This window comes from Phenylobacterium sp. CCH9-H3, assembly GCF_001557235.1.
In the GTDB taxonomy this organism is placed as follows: Bacteria; Pseudomonadota; Alphaproteobacteria; order Caulobacterales; family Caulobacteraceae; genus Phenylobacterium.
In genome coordinates, this window is sequence record NZ_LSJI01000022.1 from 26,282 (window position 1) to 42,012 (window position 15,731).

The following is a 15,731-nucleotide window of genomic DNA, read 5'->3' on the forward strand; positions in this document are numbered from 1 at the left end:
GTTAGACGAATGTCTGCCGTGGACTATATGAGGGCCTGCGCGGCCCCGACCAAGGGGCCCTGAATAGAATGGTTTGATGGCGTCACCTATCCCTGACCGCGCTCCGTTCGCGGAGAACCCGGCCGCCTCGCGCGGCCGCAAGGTTCCCGAGGCGGCGAGCCGCACCCGCACCGACTTCGCCCGCGACCGGGACCGGATCATCCATTCGACGGCGTTCCGCCGGCTGAAGGAGAAGACGCAGGTGTTCGTGGCGCACGAGGGCGACCACTTCCGCACCCGCCTGACCCACAGCCTGGAGGTGGCCCAGATCGCGCGCTCGCTGGCGACGGCGATGGGGCTGGACCCGGACCTGGCCGAGACCATCGCCCTGGCCCACGACCTGGGACATCCGCCCTTCGGCCATGCGGGCGAGGACGAGTTGCAGATCCAGATGCAGGGCTACGGTGGCTTCGACCACAACGTTCAGACCTTCCGGGTGGTGACGAAGCTGGAGCGCCGCTATCCCGGCTTCGACGGCCTGAACCTGACGTGGGAGACGCTGGAAGGGGTCATCAAGCACAACGGCCCCGTGGTCGACCAGCTGGCCAAGCCGTCGTGGAGCGCCATCTCCGAGTTCGACGCCCAGTATGGCCTGCGGCTCGACACATGGGCTTCGGCCGAGGCCCAGGTCGCCGCCCTGGCCGACGACATCGCCTACAACAACCACGACGTGGACGACGGCGTCCTGGCCGGCCTGTTCAATCTGGACGAACTGGCCGAGGTGCCGCTGATCGGGCCGCACGTGGTCAGCGCCCGGGCCGACTATCCGGACTGCGAGCCGGGTATCCTGCGGCTCGAGGCCGTGCGCCGGATGATCGGGGCCATGGTCGACGACGTCATCGCCGAGACCGGGCGCCGGGCCGCCGCGGGCAAGGTCGGCTCGCCCGAGGACGTGCGGATGCTGGGCCACGCCCTGGTGTCGTTCTCCCGCGACATGGTCGAGGACCTCGGCGCCCTGCGGGCGTTCCTGATGGAGCGCATGTACCGGCACTGGAAGGTGAACCGCACGCGCAGCCAGGCGCGCCGCATGCTGGCCGAGATGTTCCAGCTGTTCATGGCCGAGCCCGACGTCCTGCCGGCCGAATGGTTCGCGCGCGCCCAGGGCCGCGACGAGGCGGGGCGGGCGAGGGTGGTCTGCGACTATATCGGCGGCATGACCGATCGCTTCGCCATCGAGGAGCATCGCAAGCTGTTCCACCTCGACGTCTGGAGCTGAGGCGTGACGGTGCTGTCCGTCCGCGGGCCGATCTTCCATTCGCCGGGCGACGAAGGCGCGTTCTACTGGTGGCTGAAGAAGATTTCGGCCGTCCAGCGCGCCGCGAACCGCGGGCGCAACGTCGAGATCCAGCTTCGCCCGGGCAAGGCGTCGGGCGACGAGGTGCGGGAGCTGCGGGCCTTGTTCCATCGCTATGGGATGGACACCACGGACCTCGAGGGTCTCTAGTCTCGCCCACAGAAATCGCCGTCCCGCCACACTCCGGTCCTTGCGACCTCCGATAGACTGTCTCCGAACGCGCGCGATTCGCGCCGCTGGAGCCTCTCGGAGCCCTCGCGATGTCCGACCATGAGCGCGGCGCCTACACGCCGCCCACCGCCGACGCCCCGCTGAGCTTCGATCCGCGCGAGCCCGTCCGCGGCGCCCGGCCGATCCCTTTCACCCTGATCCTCAGCGTGCTGGTGCTGGCGGCGCTGGTGGCCGCCATCTTCGTCTTCTACCAGTCCGGCGTGCGCCAGGCGGGCCAGGCGCCGCAGACGGTGGGCGAGCAGGTCGCCGGCATCAAGTCCGCCGCGCCGCCCGAGGCGCAGCCGCAGGATCCCGCCGCGGGCCTGCAGATCTATCGCTCGGACGAGGGCGCGCCGATGGAAACCATCGCGCCGACGTTCACGCCCCCGCCGGAGGAGCCGGCGCCCCGGCCGATGCCCACGCCCAAGGTCGTGGTGACCCAGGCGCCGCCGGTCCAGGCCGCGCCGCCGCCCGCCACCTCCCAGGCGCTGAAGCCGGCCATACCGCCGGCCCCGGCTCAGAAGGCCGCGCCGCCTCCGGCCCAGAAGGTCGCCGCCGCGCCGCCCGCGCCGAAGCCTGCGCCACCGCCGGCGGAAAAGGTCGAGCCGGCCCCCGCCGCCAAGCCCGCGGCGGGCGGCGCCGTGGTGCAGATCGGCGCCGTGTCGTCCACCGCCCTGGCGGACAAGGCCTGGAAGGAGGCCGTGTCGGCCGTCCCGGGCCTCGGCGCCGGCAAGGGCAAGAGCGTCGAGAAGATCGAGAAGAACGGCGGCGCGCTCTATCGCACGGCGGTCACCGGCTTCGCCTCGCGGGCCGACGCCCAGGCCTTCTGCGCCAAGCTCCAGGCCGCCGGGAAGAGCTGCTTCGTCCGGTGACGGTCGGGGCCTGCATCCTGGGCTGCTCGGGCCCGATGCTGACGCCGGCCGAAAAGGCGTTCTTCGCCGACGCGCGTCCCTTGGGGTTCATCCTCTTCGCCCGCAACGTCGAGACGCCGGAGCAGGTGAGGGCGCTGACGGTCGCCCTGCGCGAGGTGGTCGGTCGCGACGACGCGCCGATCCTGGTCGACCAGGAAGGCGGACGGGTTCAACGCCTGCGTCCGCCGCACTGGCCGGCCTATCCCCCGGCGCGCGCCTACGCCGCGCTCAGGCGTCCCGAGATCGCCCGGCTCGGGGCCCGGCTGATGGCCCACGACCTGGCCGCCGTGGGCATCGACGCCGACTGCCTGCCGGTGCTGGACGTTCCCGCGCCGGACGGGCACGAGGTCATCGGCGACCGCGCCTATGCCGAGACGCCGGACGCCGTGGCCATACTGGGTCGCGCGGCGGCCGAGGGGCTCATCGCCGGCGGGGTTCTGCCGGTGGTCAAGCACATCCCCGGCCACGGCCGGGCCCGGGCCGACAGCCATCAGGCGTTGCCGGTGGTCCAGGCGGATTGGAGCGAGCTCGACGGCTGGGACTTCGCGCCCTTCCGCGCGCTGTCGGACATGCCGATGGCGATGACGGCGCATGTGGTCTACGCCGCCATCGATCCGGGCGGACCGGCGACCCTGTCGCCCACGGTGATCCGGCGCGCCGTGCGCGAGGCCATCGGCTTCGGCGGGCTCCTGATGAGCGACGACATCTCGATGGGCGCGCTCTCCGGGGGATTTCGCGAGCGGGCCGAGGCTGCGCGCGCCGCGGGCTGCGACGTCGTGCTCCACTGCAACGGCGACATGGACGAGATGCGGGCCGTCGCGGCGGGCGCGGGAACCCTGACGGGGCAGGCCGGGCGCCGCGCCGAGGCCGCGCTGGCGCGCCGGCCGCGCGCGCCGGAACCGTTCGACGTCGCCGAGGGCCGCGCTCGCTTCGCCGCGGCGTTCGGCGGTAGGCTGGCGGCATGAGCGGCGGCTTCCAACCTTCCCTCGACTTCGCGGCGGCCAGCCACGCCGCCGAGGACGGCGAGGCGCTGATCGTCGACATCGAGGGTTACGAGGGGCCGCTGCACGTCCTCCTGGCCCTGGCCCGCAACCAGAAGGTCGACCTGCTGCAGCTTTCGATCCTGAAGCTGGCCGAGCAGTACCTTTCCTTCGTGCAGGAGGCGCGCCGTCGCCGCTTCAGCCTGGCCGCCGACTATCTCGTGATGGCGGCCTGGCTCGCCTACCTGAAATCCCGCCTGCTGTTGCCCAAGCCCGAGCAGCCGAAGGCCGAGGAGCCGCCGGCCGAGGAAATGGCCCAGCGCCTGGCGTTTCGCCTGGCCAAGCTCGAAGCCATGCGCAACGCGGCCGAGAAGCTGATGACAGGCCCGCAACTCGGCCGTGACGTCTTCGGCCGCGGCGACCCCGAAGCCATCCGCATCGTCCCGTCGGGGCGGATCGAAGGCGATCTCTACGGCCTGATGAGCGCCTACATCGCCCAGCGCCAGAAGGAGGCGCAGCGCAGCTACAAACCGCAGGTTCCAACCGCCTATCCGCTGGAGGACGCCCGCGATCGCCTGCGCCGCCTGCTGCCCGATCTCGACCGCTGGACGCCGCTGACCGGGGTCGCGCCCATGGGAACCCCGACCGCCGGCCCCAGCCGCGCCTCCTATGTGGCCTCGACCCTGTCGGCCAGCCTGGAGCTGGTGAAGGAGGGGGCGCTCGAAGCCCGCCAGCTGGAGGCCTTCGCCGACATCTATCTTCGGGCCCGCAAGGGCGGGGCGGCGGCATGAGCGAGACGGCGCGCGAGATCGAGGCGCTGCTGTTCGCCGCCTCCGGGCCGCTGACGGCGGAGGACCTGGCCAGGCGCCTCCCCGAAGGCGCGGACGTCGAAGGGGGCCTGGCCGAGCTTTCCGGTCTCTACGAGGGCCGCGGCGTCGTGTTGGCCAACGTCGCGGGCGGATGGCGCTTCCAGACGGCCGAGGACCTCGCCTGGCTGATGACCGAGGAGCGCGACGAGCCGCGGCGCCTCTCCAAGGCCGCGCAGGAGACCCTGGCCATCATCGCCTATCACCAGCCGGTCACCCGCGCCGAGATCGAGGCCGTCCGCGGCGTGCAGGCCAGCCGGGGCACCCTGGACGTCCTTCTGGAACTGGGCCTGGTGAAGATGCGCGGCCGCCGGCGCACGCCGGGGCGGCCGGTCACCTTCGGCACGACGGACGCCTTCCTGGAGCACTATGGCCTGGCCAGCCTCGCCGACCTGCCCGGGATGGCGGAAATGAAGGCCGCGGGCCTGCTCTCCCTCGACCTGCCGCCCGATTTCGCCATGCCGGACCCCAACGCCCTGGCCGCCGACGAGGACCCGCTGGAGGCCGACGCACCCGAATTCCACGTCGATTTCCTGGGCGAGGACGAACCCGCGCACTGAAGCGTGCATGCCGCGTTGGCTTGGCGGCGGCGGACGGACTATATAACCCCCGAGACAACGGGCGCGCGGCATCGGGGCCGCCGCCCAAGGAGAGTTCGGCGCATGGGCGCACTCAGCATCTGGCACATCCTTCTGATCGTCGTCGTGGCGGCGCTGCTGTTCGGCGGCCGCGGCAAGATCTCGGGCCTCATGGGCGACACCGCGAAGGGCATCCGCGCCTTCCGGGACGGCCTCAAGGGCGAGGACAGTTCCGAAGAAGCGGCCAAACCGCTTCCGAAGGACGAGAAGGACAGCGCGCGGGGCTGATCGCCCGCCGCTTCACGGCAATTTCGCGCCGGCCGCCTTGATCGTGGCCGGCGCTTCTGTTTAGGCCACCGCCATGCTTCCCGAAGTCGGCGCGTCCGAGCTCATCGTCATCGCCATCGTGGCGCTGATCGTCGTGGGCCCAAAGGACCTGCCCCTCCTGCTCCGGCGCTTCGGCCAGTTCATGGCCAAGCTGCGCGGCATGGCCAACGAGTTTCGCGCCAGCTTCGACGAGATGGCCCGCCAGTCCGAGCTCGACGACCTGCGCAAGGAGGTCGAGGCCATGCGCCGCGGCCAGTTCGGCGACCTGACCGACCATGACCAGGAAATGCGCTCCACCATCGGCGAGATCGAGCAGAGCATGTCCGACGTCGGCGTGCAGCTGCATCCGCCGATGAGCTACCAGTACGACACCACCGAGGCGCCGCCGCCGCTGGAGATCTCGGAGGCGCCTGCGCCGGAGACGAAGAAGCCGGCTGCCAGGAAGAAGGCCGCGGCCAAGACGGCCCGGAAGGCGCCCGCCAAGGCCAAGGCAGATGTCGAGATCGCCCAGGCTGCGAAGCGCAAGCGCGCCGGCAAGATCGTCGAGGGCGGGGCGTGAGCTACGAGTCGGACGAAGCCGAGATCGAGGCCTCCCGGGCCCCCCTGCTGGACCATCTGGTCGAGCTCCGCCAACGGCTGATCATCTGCGTAGTGGCGATCGTCGTGGGCTTCGCGATCTGCTTCGCCTTTTCCGAACAGATCTACCGCTTCCTCCTGCACCCCTTCGCCATGGCGGCGGCCATGTACGCGGAGTCCCGCCAGGGGCACGCCGGTGGGCCGTTCGACCTCTTGTTCGTCCTGTTGGGCCTGAAGGAGCCGCCCGCGGCGACCGGCGACCTGCGGCTGATGTTCACCGCCCCGCTGGAGTTCTTCTTCACCAAGCTGAAGCTCGCGGGCTTCGGGGCCGTGGTGCTGACGTTCCCGGTGCTGGCCTGGCAGGTCTACGCCTTCGTAGCGCCGGGCCTCTACAAGCGCGAGCGGTACGCCTTCCTGCCGTTCCTCATCGCCGCTCCGGTTCTGTTCCTGATGGGCGCGGCGCTGGTCTACTTCCTGATCCTGCCGTTCGTGCTGTGGTTTTCGCTGAGCCAGCAGATCATGGGCGCGGGCATCGCGGTCGAGCTGCTGCCGAAGGTTTCGGACTACCTGACCCTCGTGACCACCCTGCTGCTGGCCTTCGGGCTCTGCTTCCAGCTTCCCGTGGTGCTGACGCTGCTGGGCCTGGCGGGCATCGTGAACTCGGCCATGCTGTGGAAGGGCTGGCGCTACGCCGTCTTCGCCGTGGTCGTGGTGGCCGCGATCGTCACGCCGCCGGACCCGATCAGCCAGCTCATGCTCGCGACCCCGATCATCCTGCTCTATTTCGTCTCCATCGGCTGCGTGAAGCTCATCGAACTGCGCCGGACGAAGGAAGACGCCGCCGCCGGGACGGACATCGTCGGGGTGTGAGCCGTCAAAGGGTTGGCGCGCCTCCCGACGCGCTCTAGAGAAACCGCTTCCCTCATCCCCCAGCGGCGCCCATGCACGACATCCGAGCCATTCGCGAAACCCCCGAGCTTTACGAGAAAGCCTGGGCGGCGAAGGGCCTGTCCGGGAAGGTGGCCGAGATCCTCGACCTGGACGCCCGGCTCCGCGCGGCGCAGACCGCTGGCCAGGCGGCGCAGGCCGAGCGCAACGACGCCTCCAAGAAGATCGGCCAGGCCAAGGCCCAGAAGAACGAGGCCGAGGCGCAGGCGTTGATGGCCCGGGTGGAGGCCTTGAAGGCGGGCCAGGCCGAGCACGCCGAGGCCGAACGCCAGGCGGGCGAGGCGCTGAAGGACATTCTGGCCTCGCTGCCCAACATCCCGGCGCCGGATGTGCCGGTCGGGGCCGACGAGCACGACAATGTCGAGGTCCGCCGCTGGGGCGAGCCGTTCGCCATCGCCAATCCCAAGGACCACGTCGACATCGGCGAGGGCCTGGGCCTCCTGGACTTCGAGGCGGCCGTGCGCATGTCGGGCGCCCGGTTCACGGTCCTGAAGGGCCAACTCGCCCGCCTGGAGCGCGCCATCGGCCAGTTCATGCTGGACCTGCAGACCCAGGAGCACGGCTATCTGGAAGTCGCCCCGCCGTTGCTGGTGAACGATGCGGCCGCCTACGGCACCGACAAGCTGCCGAAGTTCGCGGACGACCTCTTCCAGACCACCGACGGCCGCTGGCTGATCCCGACCGCCGAGGTGCCCCTGACCAGCCTGGTGATGGACCAGATCGTGGCGGAGGAGGAGCTGCCGCTGCGCTTCACCGCCCTCACGCCCTGCTTCCGCTCCGAGGCCGGCGCCTCGGGCCGCGACACCCGCGGGATGATCCGCCAGCATCAGTTCAACAAGGTCGAGCTGGTCTCCATCGTGGCCCCGGAGAAGTCCGAGGAGGAGCACGAGCGGATGGTCGGCTGCGCCGAGGCGGTGCTTAAGCGGCTGGAGCTGCCGTTCCGCACGATGCTCCTCTGCACGGGCGACATGGGCTTCGGCGCGCGCAAGACCTACGACCTGGAAGTCTGGCTGCCCAGCCAGGGCAAGTATCGCGAGATCAGCTCGTGCTCGAACTGCGGCGACTTCCAGGCCCGCCGCATGGACGCCCGCGCCAAGAAGGCCGGCGAGAAGGGGACGCGCTTCGTCCACACTCTGAACGGCTCGGGCCTCGCCGTGGGCCGAACCCTGGTAGCGGTCATGGAGAACTACCAGGACGAGGGCGGCCGGATCGCCATCCCGCAGGCGCTGCACCCCTACCTCCCCGGCATGACCCACATCGGGGGCAAGGCTTGAGGATCCTCATCACCAACGACGACGGCATCCACGCGGACGGCCTGGAGGCGCTGGAGCGGATCGCGGCCCGGCTTACGGACGACGTCTGGGTGGTGGCGCCCGAGTACGAGCAGTCGGGCGCCAGCCGGGCGCTGACCCTGGCCGACCCCATCCGCGTGCGGCAACTTTCCGAACGCCGCTTCGCCACCACGGGCACGCCCACCGACTGCGTCATGCTGGGGATCAACGACCTGGTCCAGGGGGGCAAGCCGGACCTGGTGCTGTCGGGCGTGAACCGCGGCGCGAACCTCGCCGAGGACGTCACCATGTCGGGTACGGTGGCCGGGGCGATCGAGGGCATGGCCCTGGGCGTGCCGTCCATCGCCCTCTCGCAGATGGGCTTCTACGAGCCGGGGCAGAGCTTCGAGGCGGCCGAGACCTTTGGGCCAGGCATCGTCAAGCGCCTGGTCGAACTGGGCTGGCCGAAGGACGTGGTCCTCAACATCAACTTCCCGAACGGCCCGGTCGAGAACATCAAGGAGGTCGAGGTCACCCGCCAGGGCTTCCGCGACTTCCAGGTGCGTCACGCCGAGAAGCGGCTCGATCTGCGCGGGCGCGACTATTACTGGGTAGGCTTCCGCCAGGAGCGCTCCAGTCCGCCGGAGGGCACCGATCTGAGAGCGCTGTACGATGGCAAAATCTCGGTGACGCCGCTCCACATCGACCTGACCCACACCGCCACTGTCCACGAACTGAAGGGGCAGCTGGGCGGCGTGCCGCCGAAGGCTTGACCATGGCCGAGCGGGACGACGACGACACGCCCGAAACCCGCATGGCGCGCCTGCTGCTGGCGCTGCGTTCGCAGGGCGTGACCGACGCCAAGGTCCTGTCCGCCATCGAAACCACGCCGCGGCCCCTCTTCACGCAGGAGCTCTTCAAGGAGCGGGCGTTCGAGGATTCGGCCCTGCCGATCGCCTGCGGCCAGACCATCAGCCAGCCGTTCATCGTGGGGCTGATGACCCAGGCGTTGAAGGTGGACCGGCGCGATCGGGTGCTGGAGATCGGCACCGGCAGCGGCTACCAGACCACGATCCTCTCCAAGCTGGCGCGGCTGGTCTACACGGTCGAGCGCTATCGCACCTTGATGCGCGAGGCCGAAGCCCGCTTCAAGGCGCTGGGGCTGACGAACGTCATCACCCGGTTCGGCGACGGCGGGGAAGGGTGGCCGGAGCAGGCGCCTTTTGACCGCATTATGGTCACAGCCGCGGCGCCGGGAGAGCCCAAGGCTCTGCTTTCGCAGCTGAAACCGACCGGCATCCTCGTGGCGCCGATCGGCAAGGGGCCGGTCCAGGTCCTGCGTCGGTACACCGGCGACGGGCAGGGGGGCTTCCAGGTCGAGGACCTGATCGACGTCCGCTTCGTCCCGTTGCTGGACGGCGTGGCGAAGGAACTCTGACCTTTTCGTGTTGCGAGGCTTTTGCGGGTTGGCGGGGGCGCCGGCTCGTCGCCATCATCCCACCTCACGCCCCGAATGATTCTTATTCGAGCTACCTCCGGAGCGGCGATGACGCATCTCATCCAACGAACGGCCCTGATCCTGCTCGCGGGAACCGCGCTCACTGCCTGCGGCACGCCGCGCTACGCCGTGAACGCGCCCGTGATCCAGGTTCCGCCGCCGGCTGCCCCGGTCGCCGCGCCGCCGCCACAGCTGGCCGCGGCGGAGGATGCGCCGGTGGAGGTCGCGCGCCCGACCCCCAAGGTGGAATCGCGCGAACTCGCGCCGTTGCCGGCCGCGCCGAGGCCGGCGTTGGCTGAGGCGGCCCCGGCGCCGCGCGTGCTGGCTGTGGCCCCGCCGGCCGAGGACGCCGCGGCCCGCGTCCGCTCGTCCGCCCAGGCGACCTACACGGTGAAGTCCGGGGATACCCTTGCGGCTATCGCCGACCGCCTCGACACCACCGTGGCGGATCTTGCCGAGGCCAATGGCCTGAAGTCGCCCTACCGCCTGCGCCCGGGGCAGGTGCTCAAGAATCCGAAGGCCCCGAAGGCGGCCGCCGCGAAGAGCTCGAAGGCTTCGTCCTCCGGCGCCGGGACCTACACCATCCGCTCGGGCGACACACTCTATGGCATCGCTCAACGCCACGGAACCACGGTGGCGGCCCTGCGCGAGGCCAACGGCCTCGGCGCCAGCTCGGCGATCATCCCCGGCCGCAAGCTGAAGCTCCCCGGTGGCGAGGCTGAAGCTGCGGAGGATGAACCGCCGCCCGAGCGCCCGCAGCCGCGCCCGCGCCGCGCCCAGGCCGAGCCGCCGCCCGCCGAGGTCGTCGAGCTGGAGGGACGGACGGTCACCAGCCGCGAGGTCACCGGCCGAGTGGTCGAGATCTCGATCCCGGGCAAGTCCTACAAGGTGAAGTCGGGCGACAACCTGGAGCGGATCGCCGCGCGCCTGGACAGCGACGTCGCCGAGCTGGCCAAGATCAACAAGCTGAAGAAGCCCTACCGGATCCAGCCGGGGCAAACGATCCGCGGCCCAGGCAGCACAGCCAAGGCCTATGTCGTTGGCCGTGGCGACACCCTATCGGAGATCGCGCGCCGCTTCAGCGTGACCGAGGCGGAGCTTCGCAGCGCCAACGGGCTTCGCCGCGGCGCCAGCGTCGCGCCCGGCCGCCGCATCCGCCTTCCGGCGGGCTACCGGGACCGCGGACCGCTGGTGACCACGACGACGCGGCCGCCGGAGCGCACCGAGCCCACGCCGGAGCCGACGCCCGCCCTGCCGTCCAGCCCGCGCCCCTATGAGGGCGCCGCGCGGCCGCCCTCGTCGTTCGACACGCCGCCGCCCGTCGGCCAGACCTTGCCGCCGCCGCGCTCGGCGCCGCGGCCGCCGACCGTGGTCATGCCCGACCAGCCGCAGCCCTATCGCCCGCCGCCCGGCGGCGTGCCGGGCGCGCCCGTGGCCAGCCCGCCGGTCTCCGACGCCCAGATCAGCCAGATGGGCCGCGGCCTGTTCGCCTGGCCACTGCAGGGGCAGGTTCTGTCCGGCTTCGGCAGCCGCGGCGGCGGCGTGCGCAACGACGGCCTGAACATCCGCGCCAGCACCGGCGACCCCGTTCGCGCCGCGGCGGCCGGCGACGTGGTCTATGCCGGCGACCAGGTGCCGGGCTTCGGCAACCTGGTGCTGATCAAGCACGCCGACGGCTGGGTCACCGCCTACGGCCACCTCAGCCGGGTCGAGGTGCGGATGCAGCAGAAGGTGGAGCAGGGGCAGCAGATCGGCCTGGCGGGTTCGTCCGGCGGCGTCTCCGAGCCGCAGCTCCACTTCGAGATCCGCTATGCGCCGACCCCGCAGGAGCGGGCGCGCCCGGTCGACCCGACGCTGGTCCTGCCGCCGCGCTGACCCGCCTCAGAGCGGGAGCGGCTTGCCCAGCTCGCCGGCCAGGTCGCGGATGAACTGCCACGCGACCCGGCCGGAGCGCGAGCCGCGGAGCTGCGCCCACTGCAGGGCGCGGCGCTCCAGGTCGGGGACCGTCAGGTCGAACTGCCGGGCGTAGGCGGTCACGGCCGCCAGGTAGGTCGGCTGGTCCATCGGCGGGAAGCCCACCCAGAGGCCGAAGCGGTCGGAGACGCTGACTTCCTCCTCGGCGTCCTCGGCGGCTGACACGAGGCCTCGGTCCTCCTGGTGGCCGCGCGGCATCAGGTGGCGGCGGTTGGACGTGGCCACGAACAGCACATTGGCCGGCGGTCCCGAGACGCCGCCCTCCAGCGCCGACTTCAGCGCCTTGGCCGCCGCAGCGCCTTCCTCGAACGAGAGGTCGTCACAAAGGACCACGAAGCGCTCGGGCCGCGTCCGCAGGGTATCGAAGAGCGCGGGCAGGGCGGTGACCTCGTCACGGTCCACTTCCACCAGCTTCAACGCGGCGTTCCCCGCCGCGACGGCCATGAAGGCGGCCTTGGCCAGGGAGCTCTTGCCCGTGCCCCGCACGCCCCACAGCAGGGCGTGGTTGTAGGGCAGCCCGGCGGCGAAGCGCTCCAGGTTCTCCAGGAAGCGGGTCTTCTGCCGGTCGACGCCCACCAGGCTTTCCAGCGCCAGCGGATAGTCGGGCGCCGGATGAAAGGCCCCCGTCTGCGGATCGTGCCGGAAGAGCCGCGCGCCCTCGAATCCGGCCGCATCCGCGGCCGGCGGCGCCAGCCTCTCCAGGGCCTCGGCGATGCGGGTGAGCAGGGGCGTGAGGTCGCGGTCCATAGGGCGCAGGCCATACACGTGGGCGTTCCATTGCAAAAGCGGGCCTGTCCGCATAGCTTCCGCCGACTTTGGCGGGCCCCCATATGGGAGAGCGCTCGCCTGCGCATTTTTCGGAGAGGCTATGTTCGCCACCCCTGCCTACGCCCAAGCCGCCGGCGGCGCCGCTGCGGGCGGCCCCGAGGCCATGCTGCTGCAGTTCCTGCCGCTCATCGCCCTGGTCGTGCTGTTCTACTTCCTGATGATCCGGCCGCAGCAGCGTCGGATGAAGCAGCACCAGGCCATGCTCGGCGCCCTGAAGCGCGGCGACACCGTGGTGCTGTCCTCGGGCATGATCGGCAAGATCGTGCGGGTGGAAGACAAGGAAGTCGGCGTCGAGATCGCCACCGGCGTCACCGTGAAGGTGGTGAAGGGCATGATTTCCGACGTCCGGGCCCGCGGCGAGCCCGCGCCGGCCAACGACTCCAAGGCCTAAGAAAGTAGACGCCTTCCGATGCTGACCCTCTCGCGCTGGAAGGTCCTGCTGGTCGTCCTGTCGGTGGTGTTCGGGGCGCTCTTCGCGTTGCCCAACGCGCTGCCCCAGGATGTCCGGGACGGACTGCCGGCCTTCATGCCGAAGAAGACCCTGAACCTCGGGCTCGACCTGCAGGGCGGGTCGTACCTGTTGCTTGAGGTCGATACGAACGCGCTGCGTTCCGAACGCCTCACCAACATGATGGAGGACGTCCGGACTCAGCTTCGCGAGGAGCAGATCCAGTTCACCGACCTTGCGGTGGTGAACGGCGTCGTCGTCGTCCGGATCACGGACGCCGCCCAGGTCGGCGCGGCGACCAAGCTGCTGCGCGAGAACATCGGCACGGTGCTGCAGGGCGTCGTCGGCGGCCGGGACGTCCGCGTCACCGCCGAGGCGGACCAGCGCCTGCGGCTCGAGTTCGTGCCGGAGGCCTTCGAGGCCGAGGCGGCGCGCGCGGTGGAACAGTCCCAGGAGATCATCCGCCGCCGGATCGACGAGCTGGGCACCCGCGAGCCCAGCATCACGCGCCAGGGCACGAACCGCATCGTCGTGGCCGCCCCGGGCGAAAGCGACCCCGAGAAGTTGAAGGCGATCCTCGGCCAGACGGCCAAGCTCACCTTCCAGATGGTCGACGAGACGGCGGACCTCGCCCAGGCCCAGCAGGGCCGCGTCCCGCCGGGGTCCGTCCTCCTGCCCGGCGACGACATCCAGCCCGCCTATGTGGTCAAGCGCCGCGCCCTGGTGACCGGCGAGATGCTGACCGACGCCCAGGCGGGCTTCGATCCGCAGACCGGGCGTCCTGTGGTGAACTTCCGCTTCAATGGCCAGGGCGCCCGGCGTTTCGCCGACGCCACGTCGCAGAACGTGAACAAGCGGTTCGCCATCGTCCTCGACGACAAGGTGATCTCGGCCCCGAGCATCAACGAGCCGATCACGGGCGGTTCGGGCCAGATCAGCGGCAACTTCACCGCCGAGAGCGCCAACAACCTCGCTATCCTGCTCCGCGCGGGCGCGCTGCCGACGCGGCTCAACGTCGAAGAGCAGCGTACCGTGGGCGCCGAGCTCGGCGCCGACGCCATCGAGGCCGGCAAGGTCTCCACGGTCGTCGGCTTCGTGGCGATCCTGGTCTTCATGCTGCTCGCCTACGGCCTGCTCTTCGGCGGGATCTCCGTGGTGGCGCTGCTGGTGAACGGCCTGCTGATCATCGCCGCCATGAGCGTGACCCAGGCCACGCTGACCCTGCCGGGCATCGCGGGCCTGATCCTGACCCTGGCCGTGGCCGTGGATGCGAACGTGTTGATCTACGAGCGCATGCGCGACGAGGTTCGGGCCGGCCGTAACGTGGTGACCGCCATGGACGCCGGCTTTTCCCGCGCCATGAGCACCATCATCGACGCCAACCTGACGACGCTCCTCGCGGCTCTGATGATGTTCCAGTTCGGGGCCGGGCCGGTGAAGGGCTTTGCCTGGACCCTCTCGATCGGCGTGATCACCTCGGTGTTCTCCGCCGTCCTCATAACCCAGGTTCTTCTGGCCTGGTGGTTCCGCGCCACCCGCCCGAAGACCCTGCCGATCGCTTAAGGGGAGGCCCGCGCCATGTGGCCCCTGATCAAGACGCTTCCCGTCAAGACGAACTTCGAGTTCGTCCGCTTCGCGCGGCTGGCCGCCGTGATCTCCATCATCGCCGTGATCGCGTCGCTGGCGAAGGCGATGATCCCGTTCGAGCCGCCCTGCGGCGGCCTGAACTGCGGCATCGACTTCAAGGGCGGGACGATCCTGGAGCTGACCACCGGCGCGAAGCCGGTCGATCTCCCGGTCGCCCGCGCGACCCTCGAGCGGATGGATCTGGGCGATGTCCAGGTCCAGACCTTCGGCGCGCCCAACGAGGCCGTGGTCCGCTTTCAGACGCCCGACAACGTCAGCCCGGCCCAGACGGTGGATCGCGTGAAGGCGGCGCTCGCCACAGCGCTCGGCGAGGTCACCTTCAAGCGAACAGACGTCGTCGGCCCCAAGGTCTCGGGGGAGCTGTTCCAGAGCGGCCTGCTGGCCCTTCTGCTCTCGATCGGGCTGATGCTGGTCTACATCTGGTTCCGGTTCGAGCTGCAGTTCGGCATCGGCGCCGTGGTCGCCCTGTTCCACGACGTGTTCCTGACCTTCGGGGTGCTGGCGTTCGGCGGGCTGGAGTTCAGCCTCACGACCGTGGCGGCGATCCTGACGGTCATCGGCTACTCGATGAACGACACCGTCGTGGTGTTCGACCGCCTTCGCGAGAACCTGCGCAAGTACAAGCGGATGCCGCTGCGCGAGGTCATCGATCTGTCGATCAACGAGACCCTGTCGCGGACGGTGATCACCGGCCTGACGGCGCTGCTCGCCCTGGGCGGCTTGGCGATCTTCGGCGGCCCGACGCTGTTCGGCATGTCGATCGTCCTGATGTTCGGCATCGTTATCGGCACCTACTCGTCGATCTATGTGGCCGCGCCCGTGATCCTCCTGTGGGGCGTTCGGCGCGACGACGAGCCGGCCGAGGCGCTGAAACCCGCCGTGCCGCGCCCCTGAGGCCGGACGTGGCGCGCAACGCCCCCAGCATCGACGCCTATGGCGACGGCGGCTTCCGCCTCGCCGGCGCGCGGCACGACGGCTCGGTCCTGATCCTGTCGGACGAGGCGCGGAGCTGGGGCGTCGCCAGCCTGGATCAGCTTTCGCTGGAGGCGCTGCGGCCGGTGCTGGACGCCGGCGCGGCCGAGGTCGAGTTCGTCCTTCTGGGCGTCGGCGCGCGCAACGCCATGCCGCCGCGCGAGATCCGGGACGGCCTGCGGGCGGCCGGCATCGGCCTGGAGTTCATGGACACCCCGGCCGCGGCGAAGCTCTACAACCTGTTGACCGCCGAGGGTCGTCGCGTCGCCGCCGCCCTGATCGCTGTTTGAGCCGGACGGCGCCCTCGCTTCCAGCCTGAAACGAAACGCCCTATAGCTGCGGGCAGGGCAGGGACTTAAGAGGG

Annotated in this window: 18 protein-coding genes; 17 read left to right on the forward strand and 1 reads right to left on the reverse strand. The window is 70.5% G+C overall.

All coding sequences use genetic code 11. From position 1 onward, the window contains the following. The first annotated feature begins 76 nt into the window (after window positions 1-76). The 13 genes from AX721_RS01290 (at window position 77) to AX721_RS01350 (ending at window position 11,373) form a co-directional block, all read left to right on the forward strand. Window positions 77-1,255, forward strand: coding sequence for a deoxyguanosinetriphosphate triphosphohydrolase (locus tag AX721_RS01290; RefSeq protein ID WP_068874116.1), 1,179 nt, complete (start codon window positions 77-79; stop codon window positions 1,253-1,255). A 3-nt stretch (window positions 1,256-1,258) separates the two neighbouring features. After that, window positions 1,259-1,483: a hypothetical protein gene (locus tag AX721_RS01295; protein WP_068874117.1), complete on the forward strand. Its 225-nt coding sequence runs from the start codon at window positions 1,259-1,261 to the stop codon at window positions 1,481-1,483. 110 nt (window positions 1,484-1,593) lie between these two features. After that, window positions 1,594-2,415, forward strand: coding sequence for an SPOR domain-containing protein (locus AX721_RS01300; RefSeq protein ID WP_068874118.1), 822 nt, complete (start codon window positions 1,594-1,596; stop codon window positions 2,413-2,415). After that, a complete protein-coding gene (gene nagZ, locus AX721_RS01305; protein WP_082765611.1) occupies window positions 2,412-3,419 on the forward strand; it encodes a beta-N-acetylhexosaminidase in 1,008 nt (335 codons plus the stop codon). Before AX721_RS01300 ends, nagZ begins: the two co-directional genes overlap by 4 nt. Continuing rightward, complete coding sequence (locus tag AX721_RS01310; protein WP_068874119.1) at window positions 3,416-4,225, forward strand: ScpA family protein; 810 nt, start codon at window positions 3,416-3,418, stop codon at window positions 4,223-4,225. Before nagZ ends, AX721_RS01310 begins: the two co-directional genes overlap by 4 nt. Beyond that, window positions 4,222-4,860 carry an SMC-Scp complex subunit ScpB gene (gene scpB / locus AX721_RS01315; RefSeq protein ID WP_068874120.1) on the forward strand — a complete coding sequence of 213 codons (639 nt, stop codon included), beginning with the start codon at window positions 4,222-4,224 and terminating at the stop codon, window positions 4,858-4,860. Before AX721_RS01310 ends, scpB begins: the two co-directional genes overlap by 4 nt. A gap of 102 nt (window positions 4,861-4,962) precedes the next feature. Beyond that, the gene (gene tatA / locus AX721_RS01320; protein ID WP_068874121.1) at window positions 4,963-5,166 is read left to right on the forward strand and encodes a twin-arginine translocase TatA/TatE family subunit; all 204 of its coding nucleotides are present in this window, start codon (window positions 4,963-4,965) and stop codon (window positions 5,164-5,166) included. Between the two features lie 73 nt (window positions 5,167-5,239). Continuing rightward, the gene (gene tatB, locus AX721_RS28715; protein ID WP_068874122.1) at window positions 5,240-5,764 is read left to right on the forward strand and encodes a Sec-independent protein translocase protein TatB; all 525 of its coding nucleotides are present in this window, start codon (window positions 5,240-5,242) and stop codon (window positions 5,762-5,764) included. Then, window positions 5,761-6,651 carry a twin-arginine translocase subunit TatC gene (gene tatC / locus AX721_RS01330; protein ID WP_068874123.1) on the forward strand — a complete coding sequence of 297 codons (891 nt, stop codon included), beginning with the start codon at window positions 5,761-5,763 and terminating at the stop codon, window positions 6,649-6,651. Before tatB ends, tatC begins: the two co-directional genes overlap by 4 nt. A 71-nt stretch (window positions 6,652-6,722) precedes the next feature. Further along, window positions 6,723-8,003, forward strand: coding sequence for a serine--tRNA ligase (gene serS / locus AX721_RS01335; protein ID WP_068874124.1), 1,281 nt, complete (start codon window positions 6,723-6,725; stop codon window positions 8,001-8,003). Next, a complete protein-coding gene (surE, locus tag AX721_RS01340) occupies window positions 8,000-8,773 on the forward strand; it encodes a 5'/3'-nucleotidase SurE (RefSeq protein WP_068874125.1) in 774 nt (257 codons plus the stop codon). Before serS ends, surE begins: the two co-directional genes overlap by 4 nt. A 2-nt stretch (window positions 8,774-8,775) precedes the next feature. Next, window positions 8,776-9,438 (forward strand): protein-L-isoaspartate(D-aspartate) O-methyltransferase, encoded by a 663-nt coding sequence (locus AX721_RS01345; protein ID WP_068874126.1) that lies wholly within the window; start codon window positions 8,776-8,778, stop codon window positions 9,436-9,438. Between the two features lie 108 nt (window positions 9,439-9,546). Next, window positions 9,547-11,373, forward strand: coding sequence for a LysM peptidoglycan-binding domain-containing protein (locus AX721_RS01350; protein ID WP_068874127.1), 1,827 nt, complete (start codon window positions 9,547-9,549; stop codon window positions 11,371-11,373). Window positions 11,374-11,379: 6 nt separating this feature from the next. Here the strand turns inward: AX721_RS01350 and AX721_RS01355 are convergent, their stop codons facing one another. Further along, entirely contained in the window at window positions 11,380-12,219 is an 840-nt protein-coding gene (locus AX721_RS01355) for an ATP-binding protein (protein ID WP_068874128.1), read from the reverse strand. A 121-nt stretch (window positions 12,220-12,340) separates the two neighbouring features. Here AX721_RS01355 and yajC point away from each other — a divergent pair, with 121 nt between their 5' ends. From yajC to AX721_RS01375, 4 genes are read left to right on the forward strand one after another with little or no spacing between them, the layout of a single operon-like run. Then, window positions 12,341-12,691, forward strand: coding sequence for a preprotein translocase subunit YajC (gene yajC, locus AX721_RS01360; protein WP_068874129.1), 351 nt, complete (start codon window positions 12,341-12,343; stop codon window positions 12,689-12,691). A gap of 18 nt (window positions 12,692-12,709) precedes the next feature. Further along, on the forward strand, window positions 12,710-14,311 hold the full coding sequence (secD, locus tag AX721_RS01365; protein ID WP_068874130.1) for a protein translocase subunit SecD: 1,602 nt from the start codon (window positions 12,710-12,712) through the stop codon (window positions 14,309-14,311). A 15-nt stretch (window positions 14,312-14,326) separates the two neighbouring features. Next, a complete protein-coding gene (secF, locus tag AX721_RS01370; RefSeq protein ID WP_068874131.1) occupies window positions 14,327-15,289 on the forward strand; it encodes a protein translocase subunit SecF in 963 nt (320 codons plus the stop codon). An 8-nt stretch (window positions 15,290-15,297) separates the two neighbouring features. Next, the gene (locus AX721_RS01375) at window positions 15,298-15,657 is read left to right on the forward strand and encodes an Mth938-like domain-containing protein (protein WP_068874132.1); all 360 of its coding nucleotides are present in this window, start codon (window positions 15,298-15,300) and stop codon (window positions 15,655-15,657) included. The last annotated feature ends 74 nt before the right edge of the window (window positions 15,658-15,731 follow it).

Bases quoted from the DNA above. Each gene is read 5' to 3' on its own strand.
- AX721_RS01350 (WP_068874127.1), top strand. From the start codon at position 9,547: ATGACGCATCTCATCCAACGAACGGCCCTGATCCTGCTCGCGGGAACC.
- AX721_RS01310 (WP_068874119.1), top strand. From the start codon at position 3,416: ATGAGCGGCGGCTTCCAACCTTCCCTCGACTTCGCGGCGGCCAGCCAC.
- tatA (WP_068874121.1), top strand. From the start codon at position 4,963: ATGGGCGCACTCAGCATCTGGCACATCCTTCTGATCGTCGTCGTGGCG.
- AX721_RS01355 (WP_068874128.1), bottom strand. From the start codon at position 12,219: ATGGACCGCGACCTCACGCCCCTGCTCACCCGCATCGCCGAGGCCCTG.
- scpB (WP_068874120.1), top strand. From the start codon at position 4,222: ATGAGCGAGACGGCGCGCGAGATCGAGGCGCTGCTGTTCGCCGCCTCC.
- serS (WP_068874124.1), top strand. From the start codon at position 6,723: ATGCACGACATCCGAGCCATTCGCGAAACCCCCGAGCTTTACGAGAAA.
- yajC (WP_068874129.1), top strand. From the start codon at position 12,341: ATGTTCGCCACCCCTGCCTACGCCCAAGCCGCCGGCGGCGCCGCTGCG.
- AX721_RS01345 (WP_068874126.1), top strand. From the start codon at position 8,776: ATGGCCGAGCGGGACGACGACGACACGCCCGAAACCCGCATGGCGCGC.
- secF (WP_068874131.1), top strand. From the start codon at position 14,327: ATGTGGCCCCTGATCAAGACGCTTCCCGTCAAGACGAACTTCGAGTTC.
- secD (WP_068874130.1), top strand. From the start codon at position 12,710: ATGCTGACCCTCTCGCGCTGGAAGGTCCTGCTGGTCGTCCTGTCGGTG.
- tatB (WP_068874122.1), top strand. From the start codon at position 5,240: ATGCTTCCCGAAGTCGGCGCGTCCGAGCTCATCGTCATCGCCATCGTG.
- AX721_RS01290 (WP_068874116.1), top strand. From the start codon at position 77: ATGGCGTCACCTATCCCTGACCGCGCTCCGTTCGCGGAGAACCCGGCC.
- AX721_RS01300 (WP_068874118.1), top strand. From the start codon at position 1,594: ATGTCCGACCATGAGCGCGGCGCCTACACGCCGCCCACCGCCGACGCC.